Here is a 23082-nt window from a genome sequence, read left to right on the forward strand (position 1 = left end):
TACTCGACCTTTGGGTCCGGATCGAAAAGAAATGTAGAGACCTGTGTCCGGCGCCCCGCTCGACGCCGGCCGGCCCGCGCCCGATCGTTGCGAACGGTTGCGGCACCGCGCCGCCTCGCACGCGCGGCGATGCCGTTGCGCCCATGGTGCGAATCGGCGCAACGATCGGCATCGTCATGCGACCCATTCGGCCCACAGCATCGTCAGCACCGTCATCAGCGCGGGGCCGACGAACAGCCCGATCAGCCCGAACGTCTCGGCGCCGCCGAGGATGCCGAACAGCACGAGCAGGAACGGCAAGCGGGTCGAGCTGCCGATCAACACCGGCCGCACGAAATGCTCGGCGACGAACACGACCACGAAGCCGACCACCAGCACCACGACGGCCCACACGGTCGCACCCTGCACGAACAGCCAGAGCGCCGCGCCGCAGAACACGATCGGCGCGCAGAACGGCAGCATCGCGGCGACGGCCGTGACCAGACCGAGCAGCGCCGCGTGCGGCACGCCCGCCAGCGCATAGGCGACGCCGAGAATCGCGCCCTCGCCGAGCCCGACGACGACGAGCCCCGTCACCGTCCCGTACACCGCCGCGACCATCCGCTCGATCAGTTCGCCGCCGCCGGGGCCGAACGCGCGCCGCGCGCCGTGCAGCAATGCGCCCGACAATTTGTGGCCGGCCCTCAGGATCACAAACAGCGTGACCAGCATGAAGCCGAACTCGAACAGCGCATGCGCGAGCTTGGTGCCGAACTGCCGCCCGAACGCGAGGAACTTCTCGCCGCTCGCGCCGTGCATCGCGGTGCCCGCATGCAGCGGATGACCGAGATTGGCCTGCCACCAGTCGGTGACCTGCGCGGCTCCGTACGGCAGCCGGCCGATGACATCGGGCAGCGGAATGCCGTTGTCCTGGATCGACTGCAGCCACATGCGCAGGTCGTGCTCCTGCGAGATCGCCTGCCCGAGCGCAAGCGCGACCGGCAGGACCACCAGCAGCGACACGCCCACGGTGATCACGGTCGCGATCAGGGTCGGCCGGTTGCGAAACCAGCGTTCGGATTCGAGGCGTTTCAGCAACGGCCACAACGCGATCGCAATCACGCACGCCCACGCGATGGCGGGAAGGAAGTCGCGGATCACCCACAGCGCGAGCAGCAGCAGCGCCGCATACAGCACGGCGCGGGCGATCTGCTGAGCGCGCGGCCGCGCGGCGGAATCCTGGGACGGCGACACTTGTACGCGCATGGCACCTCTGTCGAAATGAAAAATGGCGGTTCGCTCAGGCCGGAAGCCTGTACGAACCGCCATTCTATCCATCGGCACCGCAACGGCATGCGGTCGCGATGTCATGCATCGTCAAATGCGTGCCGCAAACGCGGCGCCGCCGCACGCTGCAACGCGTGCTCAGGCCACCTTGTCGGCGACCCGGTAGCGTTCGAGCCAGTGCGCGTACGGCGCGGGCAGCGTCCACGACGGACGCTCGACGCCGAGCTGCTTGGCCGCGTAGTACGGCCAGTGCGGATCGGCAAGATGCGCGCGGCCGACCATCACGAGGTCGAGCTGCTGCTCGGCGACGACGCGATTGGCGAGTTGCGGCGTGTCGATGCCCCATGCGGACGACACCGGCAGGCCGGCCTCGCGGCGCACGCGTTCCGCGATCGGTGCGAGGAACGCCGGGCCCCACGGAATCTGCGCGTCGGGCGTCGAAAAGCCGACCGACACGCTCAGCATGTCGAGCCCCTCCTGCTTCATCCGCTGCGTGAGCGCGATCGATTCGGCGAGCGTCTCTTCGTCGCGGCCGTCGTATTCGATCACGCCGAGACGCGCGGTCAGCGGCAGGTGCTCCGGCCAGACCTGGCGGACCGCCTTCAGCGTGTCGACGATGAAGCGGCCGCGGTTTTCGGCAGAACCGCCGTACTCGTCATCGCGCTGGTTCGCATGCACCGAGAAGAAGCTCTGGCCGAGATAGCCGTGCGCGAAGTGCAGTTCGAGCCATTCGAAGCCGAGGTCGCGGGCACGCTTCGCCGACGCGACGAAGTCGGCCTGCACGCGGGCGATGTCGTCGTGCGTCATCGCCCGCGGCATCTTCGGCAGGTGCGCGCCGAACGGCACGGCCGACGGTGCGATGGTCTGCCAGCCGCGCGGATCGCCTTCTGCGATATGGTCGTCGCCTTCCCACGGACGGTTCGCGCTCGCCTTGCGGCCCGCGTGCGCGATCTGGATGCCCGGCACCGCACCGGCCGCCTTGATCGCCGCGACCGACGGCGCGAACACCTCGGCCTGCGCGTCGGTCCACAGCCCGGCGCAGCCCGGCGTGATACGGCCTTCCGGCGACACGGCCGTCGCCTCGGCGATCACGAGGCCCGCGCCACCGCGCGCGATGCTGGCCAGATGCACGTGATGCCAGTCGTTGACGACGCCGTCTTCGGCGACGTACTGGCACATCGGGGGCACCGCGATGCGGTTGCGCAGCATGACATCCTTCAGTTTGAACGGTTCGAACAGGGCAGACATCAACACTCCTTTGCTTGGTTCTACGAAACGACTCGATGACCCGCCGTGCGGTGTGCACGGCAGAGCGATTGGGGCCGTCGCGGGGCGCGGCGCACCCGACGACGGAAGCGGCGTGGCGCCGGTCGTGCCGGCGCCGGCCGGCTTACTGGCGGCCGAGCTTGGCGAGCAGCGCCTCGGCAGCGGGTTCCGACGACGCGGGGTTCTGTCCGGTGATCAGCAGCCCGTCGGTGACGACATGCGGCGCCCAGTCGGCGCTGCGCTCGAACTGCGCGCCGTTGGTCTTCAGCATGTCCTCGACGAGGAACGGCACCACTTCGGTCAGCTCGACGGCCGCTTCCTCGCTGTTGGTGAAGCCCGTCACGCGCTTGCCGCGCACGACCGACTCGCCGGTTTTCGGGTCCTTCACGTGGCGCAGCACGCCCGGCGCATGGCACACGGCCGCGACCGGCTTGCCGGCCGACAGCGCGCGCTCGATCAGGCCGATCGAATGCAGATCCTCGGCGAGATCCCATAGCGGACCATGCCCACCCGGATAGAACACCGCGTCGTAATCGTCGACCGACACGTCGGCCAGCTTGCGGGTGGCGGCGAGTTCGGCCTTCGCCGCCGGATCCGCGTCGAAGCGGCGCGTCGCGTCGGTTTGTGCGGTCGGATCGCTGCTTTTCGGGTCGAGCGGCGGCTGGCCGCCCTTCGGCGACGCGAGCGTCAGCTCGACGCCCGCATCCTTGAACGCGTAGTACGGTGCGGCCAGTTCCTCGAGCCAGAAGCCCGTTTTCTTGCCGGTGTCGCCGAGCGTGTCGTGCGAGGTCAGGACAACCAGAATCTTCATGATCGGACACTCCTTCGAAATGGGGGAACGGGGCCGCGTCACGGCCGCGGCCAGCGTGACGCACGCTGCGTGCCGGCGACGACGGCGCGCCTGCCGGTTAGTCAGCTGGCGCGCGTCAACGTGCCGGCCACCTACCGAAAATGTTGCCCGAGGCTATTAGACCAGTCGTCTAGTTTGGCCTCGAAAAAAAGACGGCATCTCCTGCACGACCAGCATCGCCGCGCGATATGGCATTTTCGCGTCCGGCTGAGTGCGGCAGGAATGACGTCGCATTCATGAGACCGGATGATAGCCTCGGATTAGACCGGTCGTCTAGTAACGTCGCGTTCGGCCCTGTCGGTGACATGGCTTTTGCGGCGGGAGCGCGCCGCGCAACGTTCGTTGCCGATCGCGCCCCAGCCGCCGCCGCGTCGACTAGCCGGGCAGCGGCCCGTCCGTATCGCCAGCCTCGATCACCGGCATCTCGAGCCGCTGGCCGCGCACGCCGTCCGCCAGCAACCCCAGCATCAAGTCCGCCAGCGCGCGTCCGGACGCCTGCCCAGTTGGCTGCACGACCGCCGTCACCCGATGCGGATGCGCGACGTCCGGCGGCACGCCGTCATAGACGATCAACGACATGTCCCGCCCCAGGCGCACGCCGCGCTCGACCAGCGCGCGGAACGCGCCGCCGCCCGCGATATTGTTGTCGACGAGCAGCGCCGTCGGCGGCTCGGTCCGTGCGAGCAACGTCTGCACGCCCTGCTGCCCGCCGTCGCGCGTGAACGCACACTCGACGAGCAATGCCGGATCGGGCTCGATCTCGGCCTCGCGCAGCGCCGCGAGATAGCCGGCGCGCCGCTGCATCGCGAAATTGAGCGACAGCGGCGCGCTGATCATCGCGATGCGGCGATGGCCGAAGCCGATCAGGCGCCGCACCGCATCGCGTGCGCCCGCTTCGTTGTCGAAATCGAACCAGGCGTAGGGCTCGACGGCCTGCGTGCGGCCATACGCGACGTACGGAAACGCATTCGACCTCAGATACGCGAGCCGCGGATCGTCGACCAGCGTGCGCGCGACGATCAGCCCGTCGACGAGTTTGCCGTCCACGAGCCGTCGATAGGTGTCCAGCTCGGCGTTCGGCCTCGCGGACGCGATGATGAAGTCGAGATTGCGCTCTGCCAGCCGCTCGGTGATGCCCGCGACGACTTCGCCGAAGCGCGGATCGCCGAGATCGCCCGCGCCGAACGGATAGACGATGCCGATCGCATCGGAGCGCCCCGTCGCCAGCCGGCGCGCGGTCGGATCCGCGACGTAACCGAGTTCACGCGCGGCCTTCATCACGCGCTCGCGGGTCGCCTCGCTCACGTCGTCATAGCCGTTCAGCGCGCGACTGACCGTCGTGCGCGACAGCCCGAGCGCGTCCGACAACGCCTTCAGATTCACCTTCACGTCGCTCCTCGCGTTGTGCATGCCAGTCGGCCATTCCCGCTTGCGCAGCAATTATTGCCGATTGGTAGTTATTACCGTCAAATATTTATCTTTTGACGTCCAAACCGGTTTGAAATAGCATCCAAACCGGTTTGGACATCGATGCCGCCGTCAGCCGTTCCCTTTCACCGTCAACGGAAACAAAAGCCAACATGACTTATTTTCCTTTTTGCCGCGCGACTGCGGCCAAACGTTTGCTGTTCACCGGCGCCGCACTGGCCGCTTTCGCGTCCGCCGCGCATGCGCAAACCGCCGGGGCGCCCGCACCGACGCCGCACACGCAGCAGGCCTACGACCCCGAGGGCAACTTCACGATGCGCTGGACCCGTGCGGACATCCGCCAGATCGTCGCGCAGTCGCATACGGCCGGCGCCGACAAGAATTCGCTGCCGCAAGCGCTGTCGATGCCGGACATTCCGCAGGACTTCCCGCTGATCAACTCCAACGTGTGGGTGTGGGACACCTGGCCGCTGGCCGACCTGCGCGCGAACCAGCTCAGCTACAAGGGCTGGGAGGTGATCTTCTCGCTGACCGCGGACCCGCACGCCGGCTACACGTTCGATGATCGTCACGTCCATGCGCGCATCGGCTTCTTCTATCGCCGGGCCGGCATTCCCGCGTCGCAGCGGCCGGCGAACGGCGGCTGGACCTGGGGCGGCCATCTGTTCCCGGACGGCGCGAGCGCCAAGGTGTTCGGCACGTCGCCGATGACCAACAATGCCGAATGGTCGGGCTCGGCGCGCCTCACGCACGGCGACAACGTCAGCCTTTACTACACCGCGACGTCGTTCAATCGCTCGGCCCCCGGCGGCGCCGACATCACGCCGCCGCAGGCGATCATCACGCGCACCGACGGCCACATCCAGGCCGACGACAAGCACGTGTGGTTCACCGGCTTCGACGATCACAAGGCGCTGCTGCAGCCGGACGGCAACTACTACCAGTCGGGCCAGCAAAACACCTACTTCTCGTTCCGCGATCCGTTCGTGTTCACCGATCCCGCGCATCCGGGCAAGACCTACATGGTGTTCGAAGGCAATACGGGCGGCCAGCGCGGCGCCCGGACCTGCACCGAGGCCGACCTCGGCTACGCGCCGAACGATCCGTACAAGGAAGACCTGAACGCCGTGATGAACTCGGGCGCAGTGTATCAAAAGGCCAATGTCGGCCTGGCGGTCGCAACGAACCCGCAGCTCACCGAATGGAAGTTCCTGCCGCCGATCCTGTCCGCGAACTGCGTCGACGACCAGACCGAGCGTCCGCAGATCTACCTGAAGGACGGCAAGTACTACCTGTTCACGATCAGCCACCGCACGACGATGGCCGCCGGCGTCGACGGGCCTGACGGCGTCTATGGCTTCGTCGGCAACGGCATCCGCAGCGACTACCTGCCGCTGAACGGCGGCAGCGGACTCGTGCTCGGCAACCCGACCGACTTCTCCGCGCCGGCCGGTGCGCCGTATTCGCAGGACCCGAACCAGAACCCGCGCGAGTTCCAGTCGTATTCGCACTACGTGATGCCGGGCGGGCTCGTCGAGTCGTTCATCGATGCGATCGGTCCGCGTCGCGGCGGCACGCTCGCGCCGACCGTGAAGGTCAACATCAACGGCACGTCGACGGCGGTCGACCGCGGCTACGGACGCGGCGGCCTCGGCGGGTACGGCGAAATCCCGTCGAACCTGCCCGCGACGGGCGCCGGTCACAACGACGGCGGCGCCGGCACCCGGCCGTAACGGCCGCGGCCGCCTGGCCGCCAGTTCGGCGGGTGCGCATCGCGCGTGCCGCGTGTGCGCCCGCCCTTTTTTGTTCCGCAGATCGCGCATGTCGCCGCTGTACGCGGCATGCGCCCTTCCTTCCCGCTTCGCGCAGCGGAGCACGGGCCCCCGCATGAAATCGACGTTTTCCCGCTTTTCCTTCCGGTTCGCCTGCCTGCTCGCCTTTGCGGGCAGCATGCACGCAACCTGCGCCGCGCCGCTCGCGAGCGCGACGCCACAATGGCGACCCGCCATCCATTACACGCCGCAACGCAACTGGATGAACGATCCGAACGGCCTCGTCTACGAAAACGGCCGCTATCACCTGTTCTACCAGTACAACCCGCTCGGCCACGACTGGGGCAACATGTCGTGGGGCCACGCGACCAGCACCGACCTCGTCCACTGGCACGAGCAGCCGGTCGCGATGCACGCGAATGCCACGGAGGAAATCTTCTCCGGCTCGATCGTCGCCGACACGCACAATACGTCCGGCCTCGGCGCGCCGGGCGAGACGCCGCTCGTCGCGCTCTATACGAGCGTCTACAAGGCCGGTTCCGGTCACGCGCCCGGCACGCAGGCGCAGTCGCTCGCATACAGCCTCGACCACGGCGCGACGTGGCACCCCTATGCGCGCAATCCGGTGCTCACGCTCGACCCGGAATCGAAGCAGTTCCGCGACCCGAAGGTGTCGTGGTACGCGCCCGGGCGCTACTGGCTGATGACGACGGTCGTCGCCGACGCACACGTCGTGAAGCTTTACCGTTCCGACGACCTGATCCACTGGTCGTTCCTGAGCGACTTCACGCTGCCGGACGTGCCGCATGCGGGCGCGCTGTGGGAAATGCCCGATCTCGTGCCGCTGCCCGTCGACGACGATCCGCGCCACATCAAGTGGGTCATGATCGTCAACGTCAACCCGTGGTCGATCGCCGGCGGCTCCGGTGCGATGTATTTCGTCGGCAATTTCGACGGCCGCACGTTCGTCCCCGATCGCGTCGCGCCGGCCGGCTCGGACCCCGCGCAATTTCGCTGGGTCGATCATGGCGCCGATTTCTATGCGGCCGGCACGTTCTCGGGGGCGCCGGGCGCACGCCCTGTCGGGATTGCATGGATGAGCAACTGGGACTACGCGGCGAAAGCGCCGACGGCACCCTGGCGCGGCGCGATGACGTTGCCGCGCGAGTTCGCGTTGAAGACGATCGGCGGCGAACCCACGCTCGTCGTGACACCGGCCGCCGCATTCGATGCGTGGGCCGACGGGCGGCCCGCCGTGCATGAAGGTGATCTGAGCGTCGAATCCGCCACGCGCGCGCTGTCGGCCGCCACGCGCGGCGTCGTTCAGCGCATCACGGTGACGATCACGCCGCAGCGCGCGGCCCGCGCCGGGTTGATCGTCCGTGGATCGGCGGACGGCGCGATCGGCACCCGGATCGTGTACGACACCGCGAAGCGCACGCTGACGCTCGACCGCTCCCGCTCCGGTGCGACGGATTTCGCCGGGAACTTCAGCCGCGAGCACATCGTCGATCTGCCGCTCGAGAACGGGCGATTGCAGCTTGAAATCGTCGTCGATCGCGGTTCGGTCGAAGTGTTCGCGAACGGCGGTCGCGTGGCGCTCACGGACCTGATCTTTCCGCCCCGCGACGCGGACCGCGTCGCCGTGTTCGCCGAGCATGGCAGCGCGACGTTCTCGGGGCTGACGGTGACGCAGCTCGATGCGGGTCACGCCCGTGACGACTGCGCAGCGCGCTAGCGATACGCGTTGACGGCGGGGCTGCGCCGCCCGACCAGGCGAGGCAGCCCTGCCGGTTTCACGCTCAGAGCAAGCCCATCCCGCCCGACGCGATGATTTCCGCGCCGACGATGAAGGCGGACTCGGGCGCGCTCAGGTGCAGCACCGTCGACGCGATTTCGTCCGGCGTGCCGAACCGGCCGATCGGGACGAGGCCCCTGATCTTGTCGGCCGTCTCGTCGAGCGTCGCCGCATCGAGGCCGAGCTTGCCGTACAGCGGCGTCTGGACCGGCCCGGGGCTCACCACGTTCACCCGCACGCCGTGCGGCAGCAATTCCGTCGACAGCGTCTTCGCGAACGAATTGACGGCCGCCTTGCTCGCCGCATACACGGACGAACCCGGCATCCCGATGTGCGCGTTGATCGACCCGTTGATCACGATCGACGCGCCGCGGTTCAGCAGCGGGACAAGCGACTGGATCTGGAAATACGCGCCCTTCACGTTGGTGTTGAACACGAGGTCCCACATCGCCTCGTCGCTATCCGCGAACGGCGCGAGTTTCGCGACACCCGCATTGATGAACACCGCGTCGAGCCGCACGCCGGACGCCGCGAGCGTGTCCGCCAGCGCCCGCGCCGACGCGACGCTGCCGGCCTCGTTGCGGATCGCGAGCGCGCCGTCGCCGAGCGTCTCGCGTGCGGCGGCGAGCGTCTGCTCGTCGCGGCCGGTGATGACGACCCGCGCGCCTTCGGCCGCGAATGCCCGTGCGGCCGCCAGGCCGATGCCGCTGTTGCCGCCCGTGACCAGAACCGTCTTTCCTTCGAAGCGTTGCATGATGTTCTCCTGTGAACCGGTGAGTTGACCGTGAACACAGGATGCGCGCAGCCGGCGGCCGTGCCGTGCGATGGGCACGGCGAACATATTCGAAATTTTCGAACATGTTCGCGGAAGGCGCCTCCGTCGCATTCCCGCCTCGCGCATTCAGCCCGACACGTCGATCCCGTCAAGCAGCCGCTGCGCGAGCCGCCGTTCGCGCAGTTGCTCGAGCCACCATTGCAGCGCGCGGCCGTCGCGGTCGCTGCGCCATGCGACATACAGCACGTTCGGTTCACGCGGATCGGCCGTTTCCTTCTCCACGAGTTCGCCGCGCGCGAGCAGCGACGCGACGCGCCGGCGCGGCACCCAGCCGATGCCGAGTCCGTCGCGCTGCGCGAGGATCTTCGCGCGCATCGACGGCACCGCGAGCACCGCCTGGCCGCCGAGCAGCCCGTACACACGGCCGACCGACCGCCGCGACGAATCCGCGACGACCACCGCGCGATGCGCGCCGATCGCGTCCCGGGTGAGCCGCTCGCTTGCCGCCGCCAGCGGATGGCGCGGCGATACCGCGAACACCCATTCCATCGCGCCGAGCTCGAACCACTTGAAGCCCGGAATCGCCGGCGGCTCGTTGGTCGCGCCGACGACCAGGTCCGCGCGGCCGTCGCGCAGGGCTTCCCAGGTGCCGCCGAGCACTTCGTGCGTGAAACGCAGCGACACGCCCGAATCGAGCGCATCGAACGCGCGAATGACCGGCAGCAGCGTATCGAACTCCAGCACCTCGTCGCTGACGATCGTCAGCCGGTCCTCCCAGCCGCTCGCGACCTGCCGCACGCGCTGCGCGAGCCGTGCGACGTCCAGCGCGAGGCGCGACGCCTCGTCGGTCAGCAGCTGGCCGGCCGGCGTGAGCTGCAGCCGGTAGCCGCGCCGGTCGAACAGCAGCGCGTCGAAGCGCGTTTCGAGCTGCCGCGCGGTATGCGACACCGTCGACGGCGCCTTGCCGAGCCGCGCGGCCGCGCGCGACAGGCTGCCGGTGGCGCGGATCGCATCGAGCAGCGCAAGTTCGTCTTCGGACAGCATGGGGCACTCCGGTCGGGGACTGTGGTGGATCGTAAGGCAGCGGCGGGCGGCGGTCCAATCGAATGGCGCCGTGCCGCGCGTGTGGCGGAGGGGGGCCGGCCGGCATGGCCTTCGCGAGCCGTGCGAAGCCGCTCGCGTATTGTTCCCGGAAGCCAATCGGGCAACGCACTTCCGGTATGCTGATCGGCGTCAATTCTCCGCATTCAAGGTAACCACTGCGATGGACATCGCGATCCGCATCGAAGGCCGTCACGACCTGACCGGGCAAATCTTCCGGCAGCTGCGCACCGCGATCGTCGACGGGCGGCTCGAGGGCGGCGCCCGGCTGCCGTCGACGCGCGATCTCGCGAAGCAGCTCGGCGTGTCGCGCAAGACGACGCTCGATGCGTTCGAGCGTCTCGTCGCCGAGGGCTACCTGAACACGCGCGCGGGCGACGGCACGTTCGTCGCCGGCGGCCTCGCGCGGGTTCCGCATGCGGCGGTCGCGTCGACACCCTCGCTCATCGAGGACACGCCGCGCGTCCACGCGGTCGACGCACGTGCGCTGTGGGACGACCTGCCCGACGCACTCGCGATGCCGACACCGCAGGCCTCGCCCGCCTTCGACTTCCGCGGCGGCGTGACCGACAAGACGCTGTTCCCGTTCGACGTATGGCGCCGCTGCCTGCATCACGCATTGCGCCAGCAGGCGCGCGGCCCCGGCAAGTACCACGACCCGGCCGGCGATCCGCAGTTGCGCGGCGCGATCGCGCGCTACGTCGGGTTCAGCCGCGCGGTGGCCTGCGGCTGGGACGACGTGCTCGTCACGCAAGGCGCGCAACAGGCGCTCGACCTGATCGCGCGTGTGGTCGTGCGGCCGGGCGACGTCGTCGCGGTCGAGAATCCCGGCTATCCGCCGGCACGCGCGGCGTTTGCCTCGCTCGGCGCGACGGTGATCGGCATGCCGGTCGACGCACACGGCCTCGTCACCGAGCAGCTGCCCGACGACGCGCGTCTCGTCTACGTGACGCCGTCGCACCAGTTTCCGCTCGGGATGCCGATGACGCTGGACCGTCGTGTCGCGCTGCTCGAATGGGCGCAGCGCCGCCGCGCGGTGATCATCGAGGACGACTACGACGGCGAGTTCCGCTTCGAAGGCCGGCCGGTGGAGTCGCTGAAAAGCCTCGACCGCACGGGCCTCGTCGCGTACGTCGGCACGTTCTCGAAGACGATCTTTCCCGAACTGCGGATCGGCTACGCGATTCCGCCGCGCGCACTGCGCGGGGCGCTTGCCAAGGCGAAGCAGATCGTCGACTGGCATAGCTGCACGCTGACGCAGGCGGCGCTCGCCCGCTTCATGCTCGAAGGCGATTTCGCGCGGCACCTGCGGCGCGTGCAGAAGCACTACGACGCACGCCGCAAGATGCTGCTCGCGCACCTGCGCGGCGACCTCGCGCCGTGGTTCGACACGATCGTGCCGACCGCCGGCATCCACCTCGCCGCGCTCCTCAAATCGGGGCTCGACGAAGCCGCGCTGGTCCGCGCGGCCCGCGAGCACGACATCGGCCTGTACGGGATCTCGCCGTTCCACGTCGGCTCGGCCGCGCGCGCGGGGCTGCTGTTCGGCTATGGCGGAATCGACGCGCTGCGCATCGATACCGCGCTCGCGCAACTGGCCGTGCTGCTGAATTCGGGCGACTTTGGCGGGCGGCAACTGGTTACCTGAATTTCCATGGAATTGGTCATTCAAGCAGGCCAATGACATGCTTAAAGTGGGTCCTGTCGCGCCCCCGGGCGCACCCACCGAAAAAGGACCTGCCATGCAACCGCGCCTGAACTTCTATACCGCCAGCCCGAACGCGATCAAGGTGATGCGCAATGCCGAGGAATTCATCGCGAAGAGCTCGATCGAGAAACCGCTCGCCGAACTCGTCCGGCTGCGCGCGTCGCAGATCAACGGCTGCGCCTTCTGCGTCGACATGCACACCACCGACGCGCGCAAGGGCGGCGAGACCGACCGACGCCTGGCGACGGTGGTCGCCTGGCGCGAAACGCCGTTCTTCACCGAGCGAGAACGCGCGGCGCTGGAATGGACCGAAGCGCTGACGCTGGTCGCCGACAACCACGTGCCCGATTCCGTCTGGGAAGCCGTGAAGCCGCACTTCAGCGACACGGAACTGTTCGAGCTGTCGATGCTGATTGCGACGATCAACACATGGAACCGCTTCGCCATCGCGTTCCGCAAGATGCCCGAATAAGGGGACGACGATGACGCATTCCCGCTCCCTGCTCCGCCGCGTGGTTCTGGGCGCGTCACTCGCGCTCGGCGCCGCGCTGCCGACGGCCGCCCACGCGCACGATGCCGACGACAACGTGCATGCGATCATGCGCCAGGCCGTGCCCGAAGCACCCGGCAAGCTCGCCGTCGTCGCGACCGTCGACTATGCGCCCGGCGAGGCGTCCGACGCGCACAAGCATCTCGGCTCGGTGTTCGCGGTCGTGTCGAAAGGCGCAGTGCTGTCGCAGGTGAACGGCGGCCCGGTGCGCCGCTACCGCGCCGGCGAAGGCTGGTACGAGGCGCCCGGTTCGCGCCACCCGATGTCGCGCAATGCGAGCGCGACCGAACCCGCGCAGCTCGTCGTGTTCGGGCTGACGGGCGAGCACGATCCGCTGAAGTCGCCGATGGATCAGTGACGATGTTTCGGGCGCGCGTGCCGGGGTGGGCGCGCGCCGGCTTCTCGAGCGGTTTCCCCCGCCGGTTCCCGCTTCCTGCTTCCTGCTTCCCGCTTCCTGCTTCCTGCTTCCTGCTTCCTGCTTCCTGCTTCCTGCTTCCTGCTTCCTGCTTCCTGCTTCCTGCTTCCTGCTCCCCGCTCCCCGCTCCCCGCTCCCCGCTTTCCGCTCCCCGCTCCCCGCTCCCCGCTCCCCGCTCCCCGCTCCCCGCTTTCCGCTTTCCGCTTTCCGCTTTCCGCTTCCATACCGATGCGTCACCGGCTTCGGCCGGTTCCCCTTCGCCGCTTCCTCATTAGCCGCTCCCTACACGCCGCCCCCCGCGCACGGCCCTGCGCCGCGCTCCCTCCCCGCTCGTGCGCACCGCCATTCGGCGCATGCCCGATCGCGATCAACGCGCGCGAAAACCCTTCCTTGAAATTAACTAACTCATCAATTAGCGTCGTCTGCATGAACGCGAAATCCACCGTCGCCAGGCCGCGCGGGCGCCGCCCGTCGGTGGAGGACTTCGACCTGCGCGATCACATGCTCGACGTGGCGATCCAGCTGTTCGCCGAGCACGGCATCGCCGCGACGACGGTCGCGCAGATCGCCGCGGCCGCCGGCGTCACGTCGGCGATGGTCCACTACTACTTCACGAATCGCGAGCAACTGCTCGACGCGATCGTCGAGGAGCGGCTCGCGCAGGTCATCGCGTTCGTGTGGCGGCCGACCGCGCCGCAAATCGAAAACGATCCGTTCGCGCTCGTCGCCGAACTCGTCGACCGGTTCTTCGACGTCACGCATCGCATGCCGTGGCTGCCGTCGATCTGGCTGCGCGAAATCGTCCACGAAGGCGGCCTGCTGCGCGAGCGGATGGTCCGCCGCATTCCGCTCGAGCATGTCGGGCGTTTTGCCGAACGCATCCGCGCCGCGCAGCAGGCCGGCACGCTCAACCCGTCGCTCGAACCCGCCTTCCTGTTCCATTCGATCATCGCGCTCGTCATGCTGCCGCTCGCGACCGCGAAACTGTGGCAAAGCGCGCGCGGCCTGCCGCCGATCGATCGCGACGTGCTGCATTGCCACGTCCGCGCGCTGCTCGGCTCCGGCATGCAGCCGCCCGTCACCGCGCCGGATGCGCGCGCTCGCGCGCCCCGGAGGCCGTCGTGAGCACGGCCCGCGCGCTGCCGCTCGCGCTGGCCGCCGCCGCGCTGCTCACCGGTTGCGGACGGCCGGCCGACACCGGCACGACCTACCAGGGCTATGTCGAAGGCGAATTCGTGTACCTGTCGTCGTCGCAAGCGGGCACGCTGACCCAACTGTCGGTCGAACGCGGCCAGGCCGTCGCAGCCGGTACGCCGGTGTTCGCGCTCGAAGCCGTCAGCGAAACGGCCGCGCTGCAGCAGGCGCAGCATCAGCTCGCGGCCGCACGCGCGCAGCTTGCCGACCTGCAGACCGGCAAGCGCCCGCCGGAAGTTGCGGTCACGCGTGCCCAGCTCGCGCAGGCCACCGCACAAGCCGCGCGGGCCGCCGCACAACTCGCGCGCGACGAACGCCAGTACGCAGCCGGCGGCCTGTCGAAGCAGCAGCTCGACGATACGCGCACGTCCGCGCAGACCACCGCCGCGCAGATGCGCGAGCTGCAGAACCAGGTCGATGTCGCGCGTTTGCCGGGCCGCGCGCAGCAGGTCGCCGCCCAGGCCGCGCAGGTCGACGCCGCGCAGGCCGCCGTGGCCGAAGCGCAATGGAAGCTCGACCAGAAGCGCATCGCCGCGCCCGCCGCCGGGCGCGTGTACGACACGCTGTACCGCGTCGGCGAATGGGTGCAGGCCGGCAATCCGGTCGTGCAGATGCTGCCGCCACAGAACCTGAAGGTGCGCTTCTTCGTACCGGAGGCGGCCATCGCGTCGCTCGCACCCGGGCGCACGATCGCGATCCACTGCGACGGCTGCGCGGCCGACGTGCCCGCGCGCATCACCTATGTGTCGAGCGGGGCCGAGTACACGCCGCCGGTGATCTACAGCAACGAGAGCCGGAGCAAGCTCGTGTTCATGGTCGAGGCGCGCCCGGCGCCCGCCGACGCGCCGAAGCTGCATCCGGGCCAGCCCGTCGCCGTGAGGGTGCGTTGAACGCGCCGGCCGCTCCGTATGCGATCGACGTCAACCGCCTGAACAAGCGGTTCGGCGACAAGCACGTCGTGAAGGACGTATCGCTGCGCGTCGCGCGCGGCGAAATCTTCGGCTTTCTCGGGCCGAACGGCAGCGGCAAGACCACGTCGATCCGGATGATGTGCGGGCTGCTCACGCCCGACTCGGGCAGCGGCACCTGCCTCGGCTACGACATCGTGCGCGACAGCGCGCAGATCAAGCGGCGCGTCGGCTACATGACGCAGCGCTTCTCGTACTGGGAAGACCTGTCGATCCGCGAGAACCTCGATTTCGTCGCGCGCGTGTACGGGATGCCCGATCGCCACGCAACCGTCGCGCGCGCGCTCGACGGGCTCGGTCTCGCGAGCCGTGCGGATCAGCTCACGGGCGCGCTGTCCGGCGGCTGGAAGCAGCGCCTCGCGCTCGCCGCGTGCATGCTGCACGAGCCGGAGCTGCTGCTGCTCGACGAACCGACCGCCGGCGTCGACCCGGCCGCGCGCCGCGACTTCTGGGAAGAGCTGCACCGCCTGGCCGCGCAAGGGATCTCGGTGCTCGTCAGCACGCACTACATGGACGAAGCCGAGCGCTGCCACAAGCTCGCGTATATCGCCTCCGGCGAACTGCTCGCGCAGGGCACGTCGGCGGAGATCGTCGCGTCGCAGCACCTGTCGACCCGCACGATCACGGGCGGGCACCTGGCCGAACTGTCCGCGCAACTGCGCACGATGCCGGGCGTCGATCAAACCGTCGTGTTCGGCTCCGCGCTGCACGTGAGCGGCCGCGATCGCGCGCTGCTCGACGCAACGCTCGCGCAGGTGGCGGCCCAGGCCGGCGCGCGCACGGACGGTCGCGCAGCGCTGCAGATCGCGCCGATCGACACCGGGCTCGAAGACGTCTTCATCTACATGATGGGCCGTGCCTCCGGGCCGCCCGGCGGAGCGTCGTCATGAACGCGTGGGCGGGCCTGCGCGAATCGTTCTCGATCGCGCGCTGGTGGAGCATCGTGCTGAAGGAATTCCTGCAGCTGCGCCGCGATCGCGTCACGTTCGCGATGATCGTCGGCGTGCCGATCATCCAGCTCGCGCTGTTCGGCTTCGCGATCAACACCGATCCGAAGCACCTGCCGACCGCGGTGATCGTCGCCGATTCGAGCCCCTTCGCACGCAGCTTCATCGCCGCGATGCGCAACTCCGCGTACTTCGACATCGTCGCGACGCTGCCCGACGAAGCGGCCGGCCGGCAGGCGCTCGCGCGCGGCGACGTGCAGTTCGTGCTGAGCGTGCCGGCCGATTTCTCGAAGCGGCTGCTGCGCGGCGAGCATCCGTCGCTGCTCGTCGAGGCGGACGCGACCGATCCCGTCGCGACCGCGTCGGCGATCGGCGCGCTGACGGGTCTCGTGCAGCCCGTCGCGGACAAGGACCTGACGGGCCCGCTCGCGCGCCTGAACGGCCGCCCGGCCGCGTTCGACGTCGTGCTGCATCGCCTGTACAACCCCGAAGGCATCACGCAGTACAACGTCGTGCCGGGCCTGATGGGCGTGATCCTGACGATGACGATGGTGATGATGACCGGCCTCGCGATCACCCGCGAACGCGAGCGCGGCACGATGGAAAACCTGCTCGCGACACCCGTGCGGCCGCTCGAGGTGATGACGGGCAAGATCGTCCCGTACGTGTTCATCGGGCTGATCCAGGTGTCGATCATTCTCGCCGCCGCGCGGTACGTGTTCGAGGTGCCGTTCGTCGGCGGCGTGTTCGCGATCTACCTGTCCGCGCTGCTCTTCATCGCCGCGAACCTGACGGTCGGCATCACGCTGTCGTCGCTCGCGCAGAACCAGTTGCAGGCGATGCAGCTCGCGGTGTTCTACTTCCTGCCGAACATCCTGCTGTCGGGCTTCATGTTCCCGTTCGCCGGGATGCCGAAGTGGGCGCAGTTCATCGGCAACCTGCTGCCGCTCACCTACTTCAACCGCCTCGTGCGCGGCATCCTCCTGAAAGGTAACGCCTGGGCCGACCTGTGGCCGTCCGTGTGGCCCGTCGCGCTGTTCACCCTCGTCGTGATGAGCGTCGCGCTGCGCTTCTACCGGCGCACGCTCGATTAGGGGCCGCGCGATGAAACCGGCTTCGCGTCGCACATTTCACGCTGCCCACGCTGTCCGCGGCGGCACGCTCGCCGCCGTTGCGCTGCTCGCCGGATGTGCGGTCGGGCCGGATTTCCGCGCGCCGGAGCCGCCGGCCACGCAGCAGTACACGCGCGATGCAGCGCCCGCGACCACGGCGGCCGCCGGCGGCCCGGCCGGCGACGCGCAGACGTTCGCGTCGTCCGCGCATACGCTGCAACGCTGGTGGACGCAGTTCGGCTCCGAACCGCTCGACCGCCTCGTCGACACCGCATGGCGCAACAGCCCGACGCTCGCCGAGGCCCGCGCGCGGCTCGACGAAGCGCGGCAGAACCATGCGGCCCAGGCCGGCGCGACGATGCTGCCGCGCGTCGACGCGAACCTGTCCGCCACGCGCGAGAAGGTCGACGTCGCCGCGTTCGGGCTGCCCGCCAACATGCCGAATCCCGGGCCGTTCACGCTGTATGACGCGTCGGTGAGCGTGTCGTACGCACTCGACGTGTTCGGCGGCAACCGGCGCGCGCTCGAAGCGCTGCGTGCCCAGGTCGACTATCAGGGCTATACGCTCGACGCGGCGCGCCTGACGCTCGCGGGCAACGTCGTCGCGACCGCGATCCTGCGCGCGTCGCTCGCGCAGCAAGTCGCGCTCACGCGGCAGCTCGTCGACGCGCAAGCGCAGCAGTTGCGCATCGTCGAAGCGCGCTTCGCGGCGGGGGGCGTGTCGCGGGCCGACGTGCATGCCCAGCGCGCGCTGCTCGCGCAAACGCAGGCCTCCCTGCCGCCGCTCGCCGCACGCCACGCGCAGGCCGGCCACCGGCTCGCGATCCTGCTGGGCGCGCCGCCGTCGGGCGAAGCATTGCCCGACCTCGCGCTCGACGCACTTGCGCTGCCTCGCACGCTGCCGGTCGCGCTGCCGTCGACGCTCGCGCGCGAACGGCCCGACATCCGCGCGGCGGAGGCCGTGCTGCACCAGGCGAGCGCGAACGTCGGCGTGGCCACGGCGAACCTGTATCCGCGTTTTTCGATTTCGGCGGGGATCGGGTCGGAGCGCACGCGCATCGCGGATATCGTCAGCGGGCTCAATGTGTGGAACGTCGGGCTCGGCCTGACGCAGCCGCTCTTTCACGGCGGCGAACTGCGCGCGCGGAAACGCGCGGCCGAAGCGGCGTACGACGCCGCGTTCGCGAGCTATCGGGAAACCGTGCTGCTGGCGCTTCAGCAGGTGGCCGACGCGATGCGCGCGGTCGAACACGATGCGGCCGAATTGCAGGCGAGAGACACCGCTGCGCAACAGGCGGCGGCCAGCCGCGCGATTGCCGGCGACCGCTACGCGGCGGGCGGAATCAGCCTGATCGACCTGCTCGATGCACAGCGACAGGTATTGCAGACCGCGCTCGAGCGGACCCGCGCGCAAGCCGACCGGCTTGCCGATACGGCGGCGCTGTTCCAGGCGCTGGCGGGAAACTGGACGGATGATTCGCACCGCTGACCGGCACGATGACTCGACGATGCACGCCGGACGCGGCCTGACCGACACCGCACCCGCGCCATGCACCACGCGCCCGGTGCGTATCGGCGAAAAAAAACCGGCCCGAAGGCCGGTTTTCATACCGCATGCCGTGAGCGGCGCTCGCGCGCCGCGCGACATTTAGAAGCGGTGGATCAGGCCGACGCCGGCAGCGATCTGGTTCTGCTTCGAACCTGCGCCCACGCCGTCGCCCGTCGACGTCGTCGCGAGGATCACGCCGCCCGTCGGGGTGAGCGTGTTGCCGCTCGCGTGCTGATAAGCCTCAACTGCGTACAGGCCCGTGCGCTTCGACAGGCTGTAGTACTGCGACAGCGTGACCTGATGGTACTTGGCCGAGCTCGAGATGCCGTTCGACTCGGTCGCACGCGTGTACGAGTAGCCTGCCGCGAAGTCCCACTGCGGCGCTGCCTTCCAGTGCAGCACGGCGCCTGCCGTGTTGAAGATTGCCGTGTTCCGGAAGCCCGACAGCGTACCCGGGATGTATTGCACGTTCGAGTACGAAACCGAAACGTCCCATGCCGGCGTGAACTGATAGCCTGCCGTCACCGCGAGACGCTGTTGCGCCTGTGCCGTCCGGTAGCCGTTGTTGATCGACGACACGGCCTGTTCCGCGCCGTTGCCGCTCGTGTCCAGACCGTTCTGCGCGGTCGAGTTCGCGCCCCACACACCGCCGCCGAGCGTCGCGTTGTTGATACGCTGGAAGCCGACCGCGATGCCTGCCGGGCCGTTCAGGTACTGGATCGCCGCGCTCCACGTCGAGCCGCGGTTCACGCTGCCTGCGACGCCGCCGAACGAGTACGAACCGCCGACCGTGAAGCCGTAGAACTTCGGCGACATGTAGACGAGCGAGTTGTTCGCGCGGTAGCTGGTATCCAGCGAATCGATATCACCCGGGTGCGCGCCGTAGTAGCCGGTCAGCCAGGTCGTCGGGCTGTACGGCGACAGCAGCGTGTAGTACGCGGTGTACTGGCGGCCTGCCGTCAGCGTACCGTACGTCTGGTTGCTCAGGCCGACCCAAGCCTGACGCGTGAAGATGCCGTTCGTCCATTGCGACGAACCGTTGTTCGCGTTGAAGCCGGCTTCCAACTGGAAGATCGCCTTCGTGCCGCCGCCGAGGTCTTCGCTGCCCTTCAGGCCGAAGCGGCTGCCCGCCCAAATGCCGGTGGCCATCTGCACCTTCGAGTGACCACCCGTGGTCGCGCCGGTTGCCGACGAGTTGTTCTGGTAGGCGATAGCGTTATCGACGATACCGTACAGGGTGACGCTGCTCTGGGCGTGGGCTGCGGTAGCGGCTGCGAGACCCACTGCCGTCATGGCGAAAGCGACGCGCTTTTTCATTGATTCTCCGTCCTCAAAGAATGATTTCTTTTCTGGTGTGGTTTTATGCACATGTGCGAGTACATGCCGGTGCGATTCTGACGGATTACCAATCGTTTCCCAATACGCCCAGTCGGTCATCGTATGATCGACGCAACGCACGGGTTCACCAAACGGTTACATAACACCTGAAAACGCTTACGCGGCGGGGATTTCCGGCATTTCCCGGTGAAAACCCTAGCTTTACATTTTTACGGGTGCAGCGCGACCGAGCGATGTTGTCAGACGCCTTCGGCACGTTTGTTCTGACCAATGCGCAACCGCGATCGACACCGCGATTCACATCGCCGCGCAGGATCGCTTACGTTCATGACACCCACGTTTCGGGACGCGAAATTTGAAAACGTTTCAGCCCGTGCGGAGGAGATCGGACGGAGCGGCCCGGCGAACGCGGGCCCAAAGAGGATGCCGGCGCCTCGCGCCGGCGACATTCAATGCGACGCGGGGGGCGCGATCCGCGCGTTCACCGCGTCGACCAGCGCGTTCATGCGTGCACGGATCGCCGCGTTCGAACCGACGAGCGCGAGCGACGACGCCATGATCCGGTAGACCCGCTTGCGCGGCACCTTCGCCGGCCGCGCCGGATCGAGCCACGCGTCGTGGCCGGCCAGTAGTTCGAGCGTTTCGAGGCCGATCATGATCGGCCACAGGCACGCGAGCCGCAGACGCACGAAGCGGCGCGGAATCGCCAGCGTATACAGGCACGCGTCGCGATACTGCGCGAGCGTCGCACGCAACAGCTCGACCAGCACGCCGCGCGCGCGCGCCGACGCGTCGGGCGACATCAGGTCGGCGACGCCGACGCGATGCGCGGCCAGCACGTCGTCCGGCAGGTAGCAGCGGCCGATCCGCAGGTCCTTCGCGCAGTCGCGCAGGATGTTGGTCATCTGCAGCGCCTTGCCGAAACGGATGCCCTTCTCGCGCATGTCCGCGAAGTCCCAGCCGCGCGCGGCCCGCGTGTGCGCACCGGTCATGTCGGTCCAGAATTCGCCGACGCAACCGGCGACCAGATACGTGTAGCGATCGAGTTCGTCACGGTTCGGCAGCGACGCGACCTGGCCCGACTGCTCGTCGGGGAACGTGCGCAGGTCGAACTCCATCCCCGACGTCAGCGTCGCGACGACCTTGCGGATCGACGCGCGGTCCGCGTCCGGCTGCGCGCGCAGCAACGCAAGCATCGGCTTCATCGAGGCGAGCAGCACGTGCTCGTGCGAATCCGTCTGCATCCGCGTCACGTCCTCGAGCGCGCGCGACAGCGCCGCGCCGTCGCCGAGCCGCTCGATCTCGTCGCGCAGGTCGGTCAGCAGCGCCGCGCGGCGCTCGGGCGCGACGAGCGCCGTGTCGGCGATCGTGTCGGCCGCGCGCGCGAGCAGGTAGGCCAGGCCGACCGGCTCGCGCATGCCGTCGGGCAGCACGCGCAGCGTCAGGTAAAAGGAGCGGGAAACGTTCTTCAGCAGGTCGCCGAGCAGGTAGGCGGGATCGGTATGAGTCGTCATGGGTCGGTAAAAATCGGCCGGCGCGGGCCCCGGACGCACACGGGCGCCGGGGTGCCCGCGCCGGCCGCGAGTCGCCGCATCGTCGTGCGCGGGCAGGCGTCGGCCCGGCGCGGCGATGCAAAAGTCCCGCAAGTTTAGTGCATCCGGCGCGGCGGCTCTCCAACACGGGTCGGATCGCGTCGCGCACGCCGTCGCGTGTTCCGCCGTCCCGCTCGCTTACCGTCACAACAAAACAGAAAGGCGAAAGTAATACATATGTAATGATCCGGTGCGACGATCGCGTCCCGTTCGATCCCGTTCAGGCCGCGCCGCCGGATCGAGCGCCCTTTCACCGACTTCCGTTCCGAAGGTTCACCGCCATGCTCTTCACGCGCCCGACCGCCTTGCGCTGCATCCCGTTCGCCTGTGCCGCCGCCCTTCTGCTTGCCGCCTGCGGCGGCGACGATGTGTCGGCGTCCGATCCCACGCATCCGATCTCCGCGAAGGTTCAGGTGGTCGGCCATCGCGGCGCGAGCGCGCTGCGGCCCGAGCACACGCTCGCGTCGTACCGCAAGGCGATCGAGGACGGTGCGGACGTGATCGAGCCCGACCTCGTCGCGACCCGCGACGGCGTGCTCGTCGCGCGCCACGAAAACGAAATCTCGGGCACGACGAACGTGTCGACGCTGCCGCAGTTCGCGAGCCGCAAGGCGACCAAGACGATCGACGGCACGCAGCTGACCGGCTGGTTCACCGAGGACTTCACGCTCGCCGAGCTGAAGACGCTGCGCGCCCGCGAGCGCATTCCGCAGATCCGTCCGGCGAACACCGCGTACAACGATCAGTTCGAGATCCCGACCTTCGACGAGATCGTTGCGCTCGCGAAGCAGATGTCCGCCCAGACTGGCCGCACGATTCACCTGTATCCGGAGACCAAGCACCCGACCTACTTCCAGTCGATCGACCTGCCGCTCGAGGACCGCCTCGTCGACGCGCTGCTGAAGGATCCGTACACGGCGCGCACGGCGACCGTCTATATCCAGTCGTTCGAGGTCGCGAACCTGAAGACGATCCGCAACCGGATCAAGTCGAGCCAGCCGAACTGGAAGCTCGTGCAGTTGATGGACGAAGCCGGCCAGCGTCCGTACGACTTCGTGAAGGCGAACGACAAGCGCACCTACGGCGACCTGTCGACGCGCGACGGGATGCGCGAGATCGCGTCCTATGCGAACGGCGTCGGGCCGTACAAGACGTCGATCATCGCGGTGGCCGCGGACGGCACGCTGCAGCAGCCGACGCCGTACGTGCGCTACGCGCACGAAGCCGGCCTCGTCGTGCACCCGTACACGTTCCGCCCGGAGAACAACTTCCTGCCCGCGTCGCTGAAGGACGGCGGCACGCCGGCCACGCGCAACACCGCGGGCTCGGTGCGCGAGATCCAGGCGTACCTGCGTGCGGGCATCGACGGCTTCTTCACCGACGATCCGGCCGTCGGCCGCACGGCTGTTGATACGTTCAAGCGCTGAACCGGCTGAACGCTGGACGCGCAGAG

Annotated in this window: 19 protein-coding genes; 11 read left to right on the forward strand and 8 right to left on the reverse strand. The window is 68.5% G+C overall.

Annotation, left to right across the window (positions count from 1 at the left end; all coding sequences use genetic code 11):
- Positions 1 to 174: 174 nt before the first annotated feature.
- The 4 genes from ACVK00_RS23330 to ACVK00_RS23345 form a co-directional block, all read right to left on the reverse strand.
- On the reverse strand, positions 175 to 1245 hold the full coding sequence (locus ACVK00_RS23330) for an AI-2E family transporter (protein WP_228909824.1): 1071 nt from the start codon (positions 1243 to 1245) through the stop codon (positions 175 to 177).
- Between the two features lie 159 nt (positions 1246 to 1404).
- Positions 1405 to 2514: an NADH:flavin oxidoreductase/NADH oxidase gene (locus ACVK00_RS23335; protein WP_284894023.1), complete on the reverse strand. Its 1110-nt coding sequence runs from the start codon at positions 2512 to 2514 to the stop codon at positions 1405 to 1407.
- A gap of 142 nt (positions 2515 to 2656) precedes the next feature.
- A complete protein-coding gene (locus tag ACVK00_RS23340; RefSeq protein ID WP_284894022.1) occupies positions 2657 to 3343 on the reverse strand; it encodes a type 1 glutamine amidotransferase domain-containing protein in 687 nt (228 codons plus the stop codon).
- A gap of 414 nt (positions 3344 to 3757) precedes the next feature.
- Complete coding sequence (locus tag ACVK00_RS23345) at positions 3758 to 4792, reverse strand: substrate-binding domain-containing protein (protein WP_284894021.1); 1035 nt, start codon at positions 4790 to 4792, stop codon at positions 3758 to 3760.
- 170 nt (positions 4793 to 4962) lie between these two features.
- On the opposite strand from ACVK00_RS23345, the gene ACVK00_RS23350 reads away from it, so the two are divergent.
- Together ACVK00_RS23350 and ACVK00_RS23355 are read left to right on the forward strand one after the other, a co-directional pair.
- Complete coding sequence (locus tag ACVK00_RS23350) at positions 4963 to 6543, forward strand: glycoside hydrolase family 68 protein (RefSeq protein WP_228909816.1); 1581 nt, start codon at positions 4963 to 4965, stop codon at positions 6541 to 6543.
- Between the two features lie 154 nt (positions 6544 to 6697).
- The gene (locus ACVK00_RS23355) at positions 6698 to 8320 is read left to right on the forward strand and encodes a glycoside hydrolase family 32 protein (RefSeq protein ID WP_354123094.1); all 1623 of its coding nucleotides are present in this window, start codon (positions 6698 to 6700) and stop codon (positions 8318 to 8320) included.
- 64 nt (positions 8321 to 8384) lie between these two features.
- On the opposite strand, the gene ACVK00_RS23360 is transcribed toward ACVK00_RS23355, so the two are convergent.
- Positions 8385 to 9134, reverse strand: coding sequence for an SDR family oxidoreductase (locus ACVK00_RS23360; protein WP_284894019.1), 750 nt, complete (start codon positions 9132 to 9134; stop codon positions 8385 to 8387).
- Between the two features lie 147 nt (positions 9135 to 9281).
- A complete protein-coding gene (locus ACVK00_RS23365; RefSeq protein ID WP_284894018.1) occupies positions 9282 to 10199 on the reverse strand; it encodes a LysR family transcriptional regulator in 918 nt (305 codons plus the stop codon).
- Between the two features lie 220 nt (positions 10200 to 10419).
- Here ACVK00_RS23365 and pdxR point away from each other — a divergent pair, with 220 nt between their 5' ends.
- The 8 genes from pdxR to ACVK00_RS23405 all read left to right on the forward strand — a co-directional run bounded on the left by pdxR (position 10420) and on the right by ACVK00_RS23405 (position 18639).
- Positions 10420 to 11904, forward strand: coding sequence for a MocR-like pyridoxine biosynthesis transcription factor PdxR (pdxR, locus tag ACVK00_RS23370; protein ID WP_284894017.1), 1485 nt, complete (start codon positions 10420 to 10422; stop codon positions 11902 to 11904).
- 94 nt (positions 11905 to 11998) lie between these two features.
- Positions 11999 to 12436 (forward strand): carboxymuconolactone decarboxylase family protein, encoded by a 438-nt coding sequence (locus tag ACVK00_RS23375; protein ID WP_006755641.1) that lies wholly within the window; start codon positions 11999 to 12001, stop codon positions 12434 to 12436.
- A 10-nt stretch (positions 12437 to 12446) separates the two neighbouring features.
- On the forward strand, positions 12447 to 12872 hold the full coding sequence (locus tag ACVK00_RS23380) for a cupin domain-containing protein (RefSeq protein WP_284894016.1): 426 nt from the start codon (positions 12447 to 12449) through the stop codon (positions 12870 to 12872).
- Between the two features lie 483 nt (positions 12873 to 13355).
- Positions 13356 to 14054, forward strand: a complete 699-nt coding sequence (locus ACVK00_RS23385; protein ID WP_284894015.1) for a TetR/AcrR family transcriptional regulator — start codon at positions 13356 to 13358, stop codon at positions 14052 to 14054.
- Entirely contained in the window at positions 14051 to 15013 is a 963-nt protein-coding gene (locus ACVK00_RS23390; protein WP_228909810.1) for an HlyD family secretion protein, read from the forward strand. The genes ACVK00_RS23385 and ACVK00_RS23390 overlap by 4 nt, the downstream gene beginning before the upstream one ends.
- A complete protein-coding gene (locus ACVK00_RS23395) occupies positions 15010 to 15981 on the forward strand; it encodes an ABC transporter ATP-binding protein (RefSeq protein ID WP_284894014.1) in 972 nt (323 codons plus the stop codon). The genes ACVK00_RS23390 and ACVK00_RS23395 overlap by 4 nt, the downstream gene beginning before the upstream one ends.
- Positions 15978 to 17132, forward strand: coding sequence for an ABC transporter permease (locus tag ACVK00_RS23400; RefSeq protein WP_166726622.1), 1155 nt, complete (start codon positions 15978 to 15980; stop codon positions 17130 to 17132). The genes ACVK00_RS23395 and ACVK00_RS23400 overlap by 4 nt, the downstream gene beginning before the upstream one ends.
- A 10-nt stretch (positions 17133 to 17142) precedes the next feature.
- Positions 17143 to 18639 (forward strand): efflux transporter outer membrane subunit, encoded by a 1497-nt coding sequence (locus tag ACVK00_RS23405; protein WP_284894013.1) that lies wholly within the window; start codon positions 17143 to 17145, stop codon positions 18637 to 18639.
- Positions 18640 to 18798: 159 nt separating this feature from the next.
- Here the strand turns inward: ACVK00_RS23405 and ACVK00_RS23410 are convergent, their stop codons facing one another.
- On the reverse strand, positions 18799 to 20016 hold the full coding sequence (locus ACVK00_RS23410) for a porin (RefSeq protein ID WP_012365962.1): 1218 nt from the start codon (positions 20014 to 20016) through the stop codon (positions 18799 to 18801).
- A 470-nt stretch (positions 20017 to 20486) separates the two neighbouring features.
- Entirely contained in the window at positions 20487 to 21551 is a 1065-nt protein-coding gene (locus ACVK00_RS23415) for a phytoene/squalene synthase family protein (RefSeq protein WP_284894012.1), read from the reverse strand.
- Positions 21552 to 21910: 359 nt separating this feature from the next.
- Here ACVK00_RS23415 and ACVK00_RS23420 point away from each other — a divergent pair, with 359 nt between their 5' ends.
- Positions 21911 to 23056, forward strand: a complete 1146-nt coding sequence (locus ACVK00_RS23420; protein WP_284894011.1) for a glycerophosphodiester phosphodiesterase — start codon at positions 21911 to 21913, stop codon at positions 23054 to 23056.
- The last annotated feature ends 26 nt before the right edge of the window (positions 23057 to 23082 follow it).

The sequence above is a fragment of the Burkholderia sp. PvR073 genome, assembly GCF_054055695.1.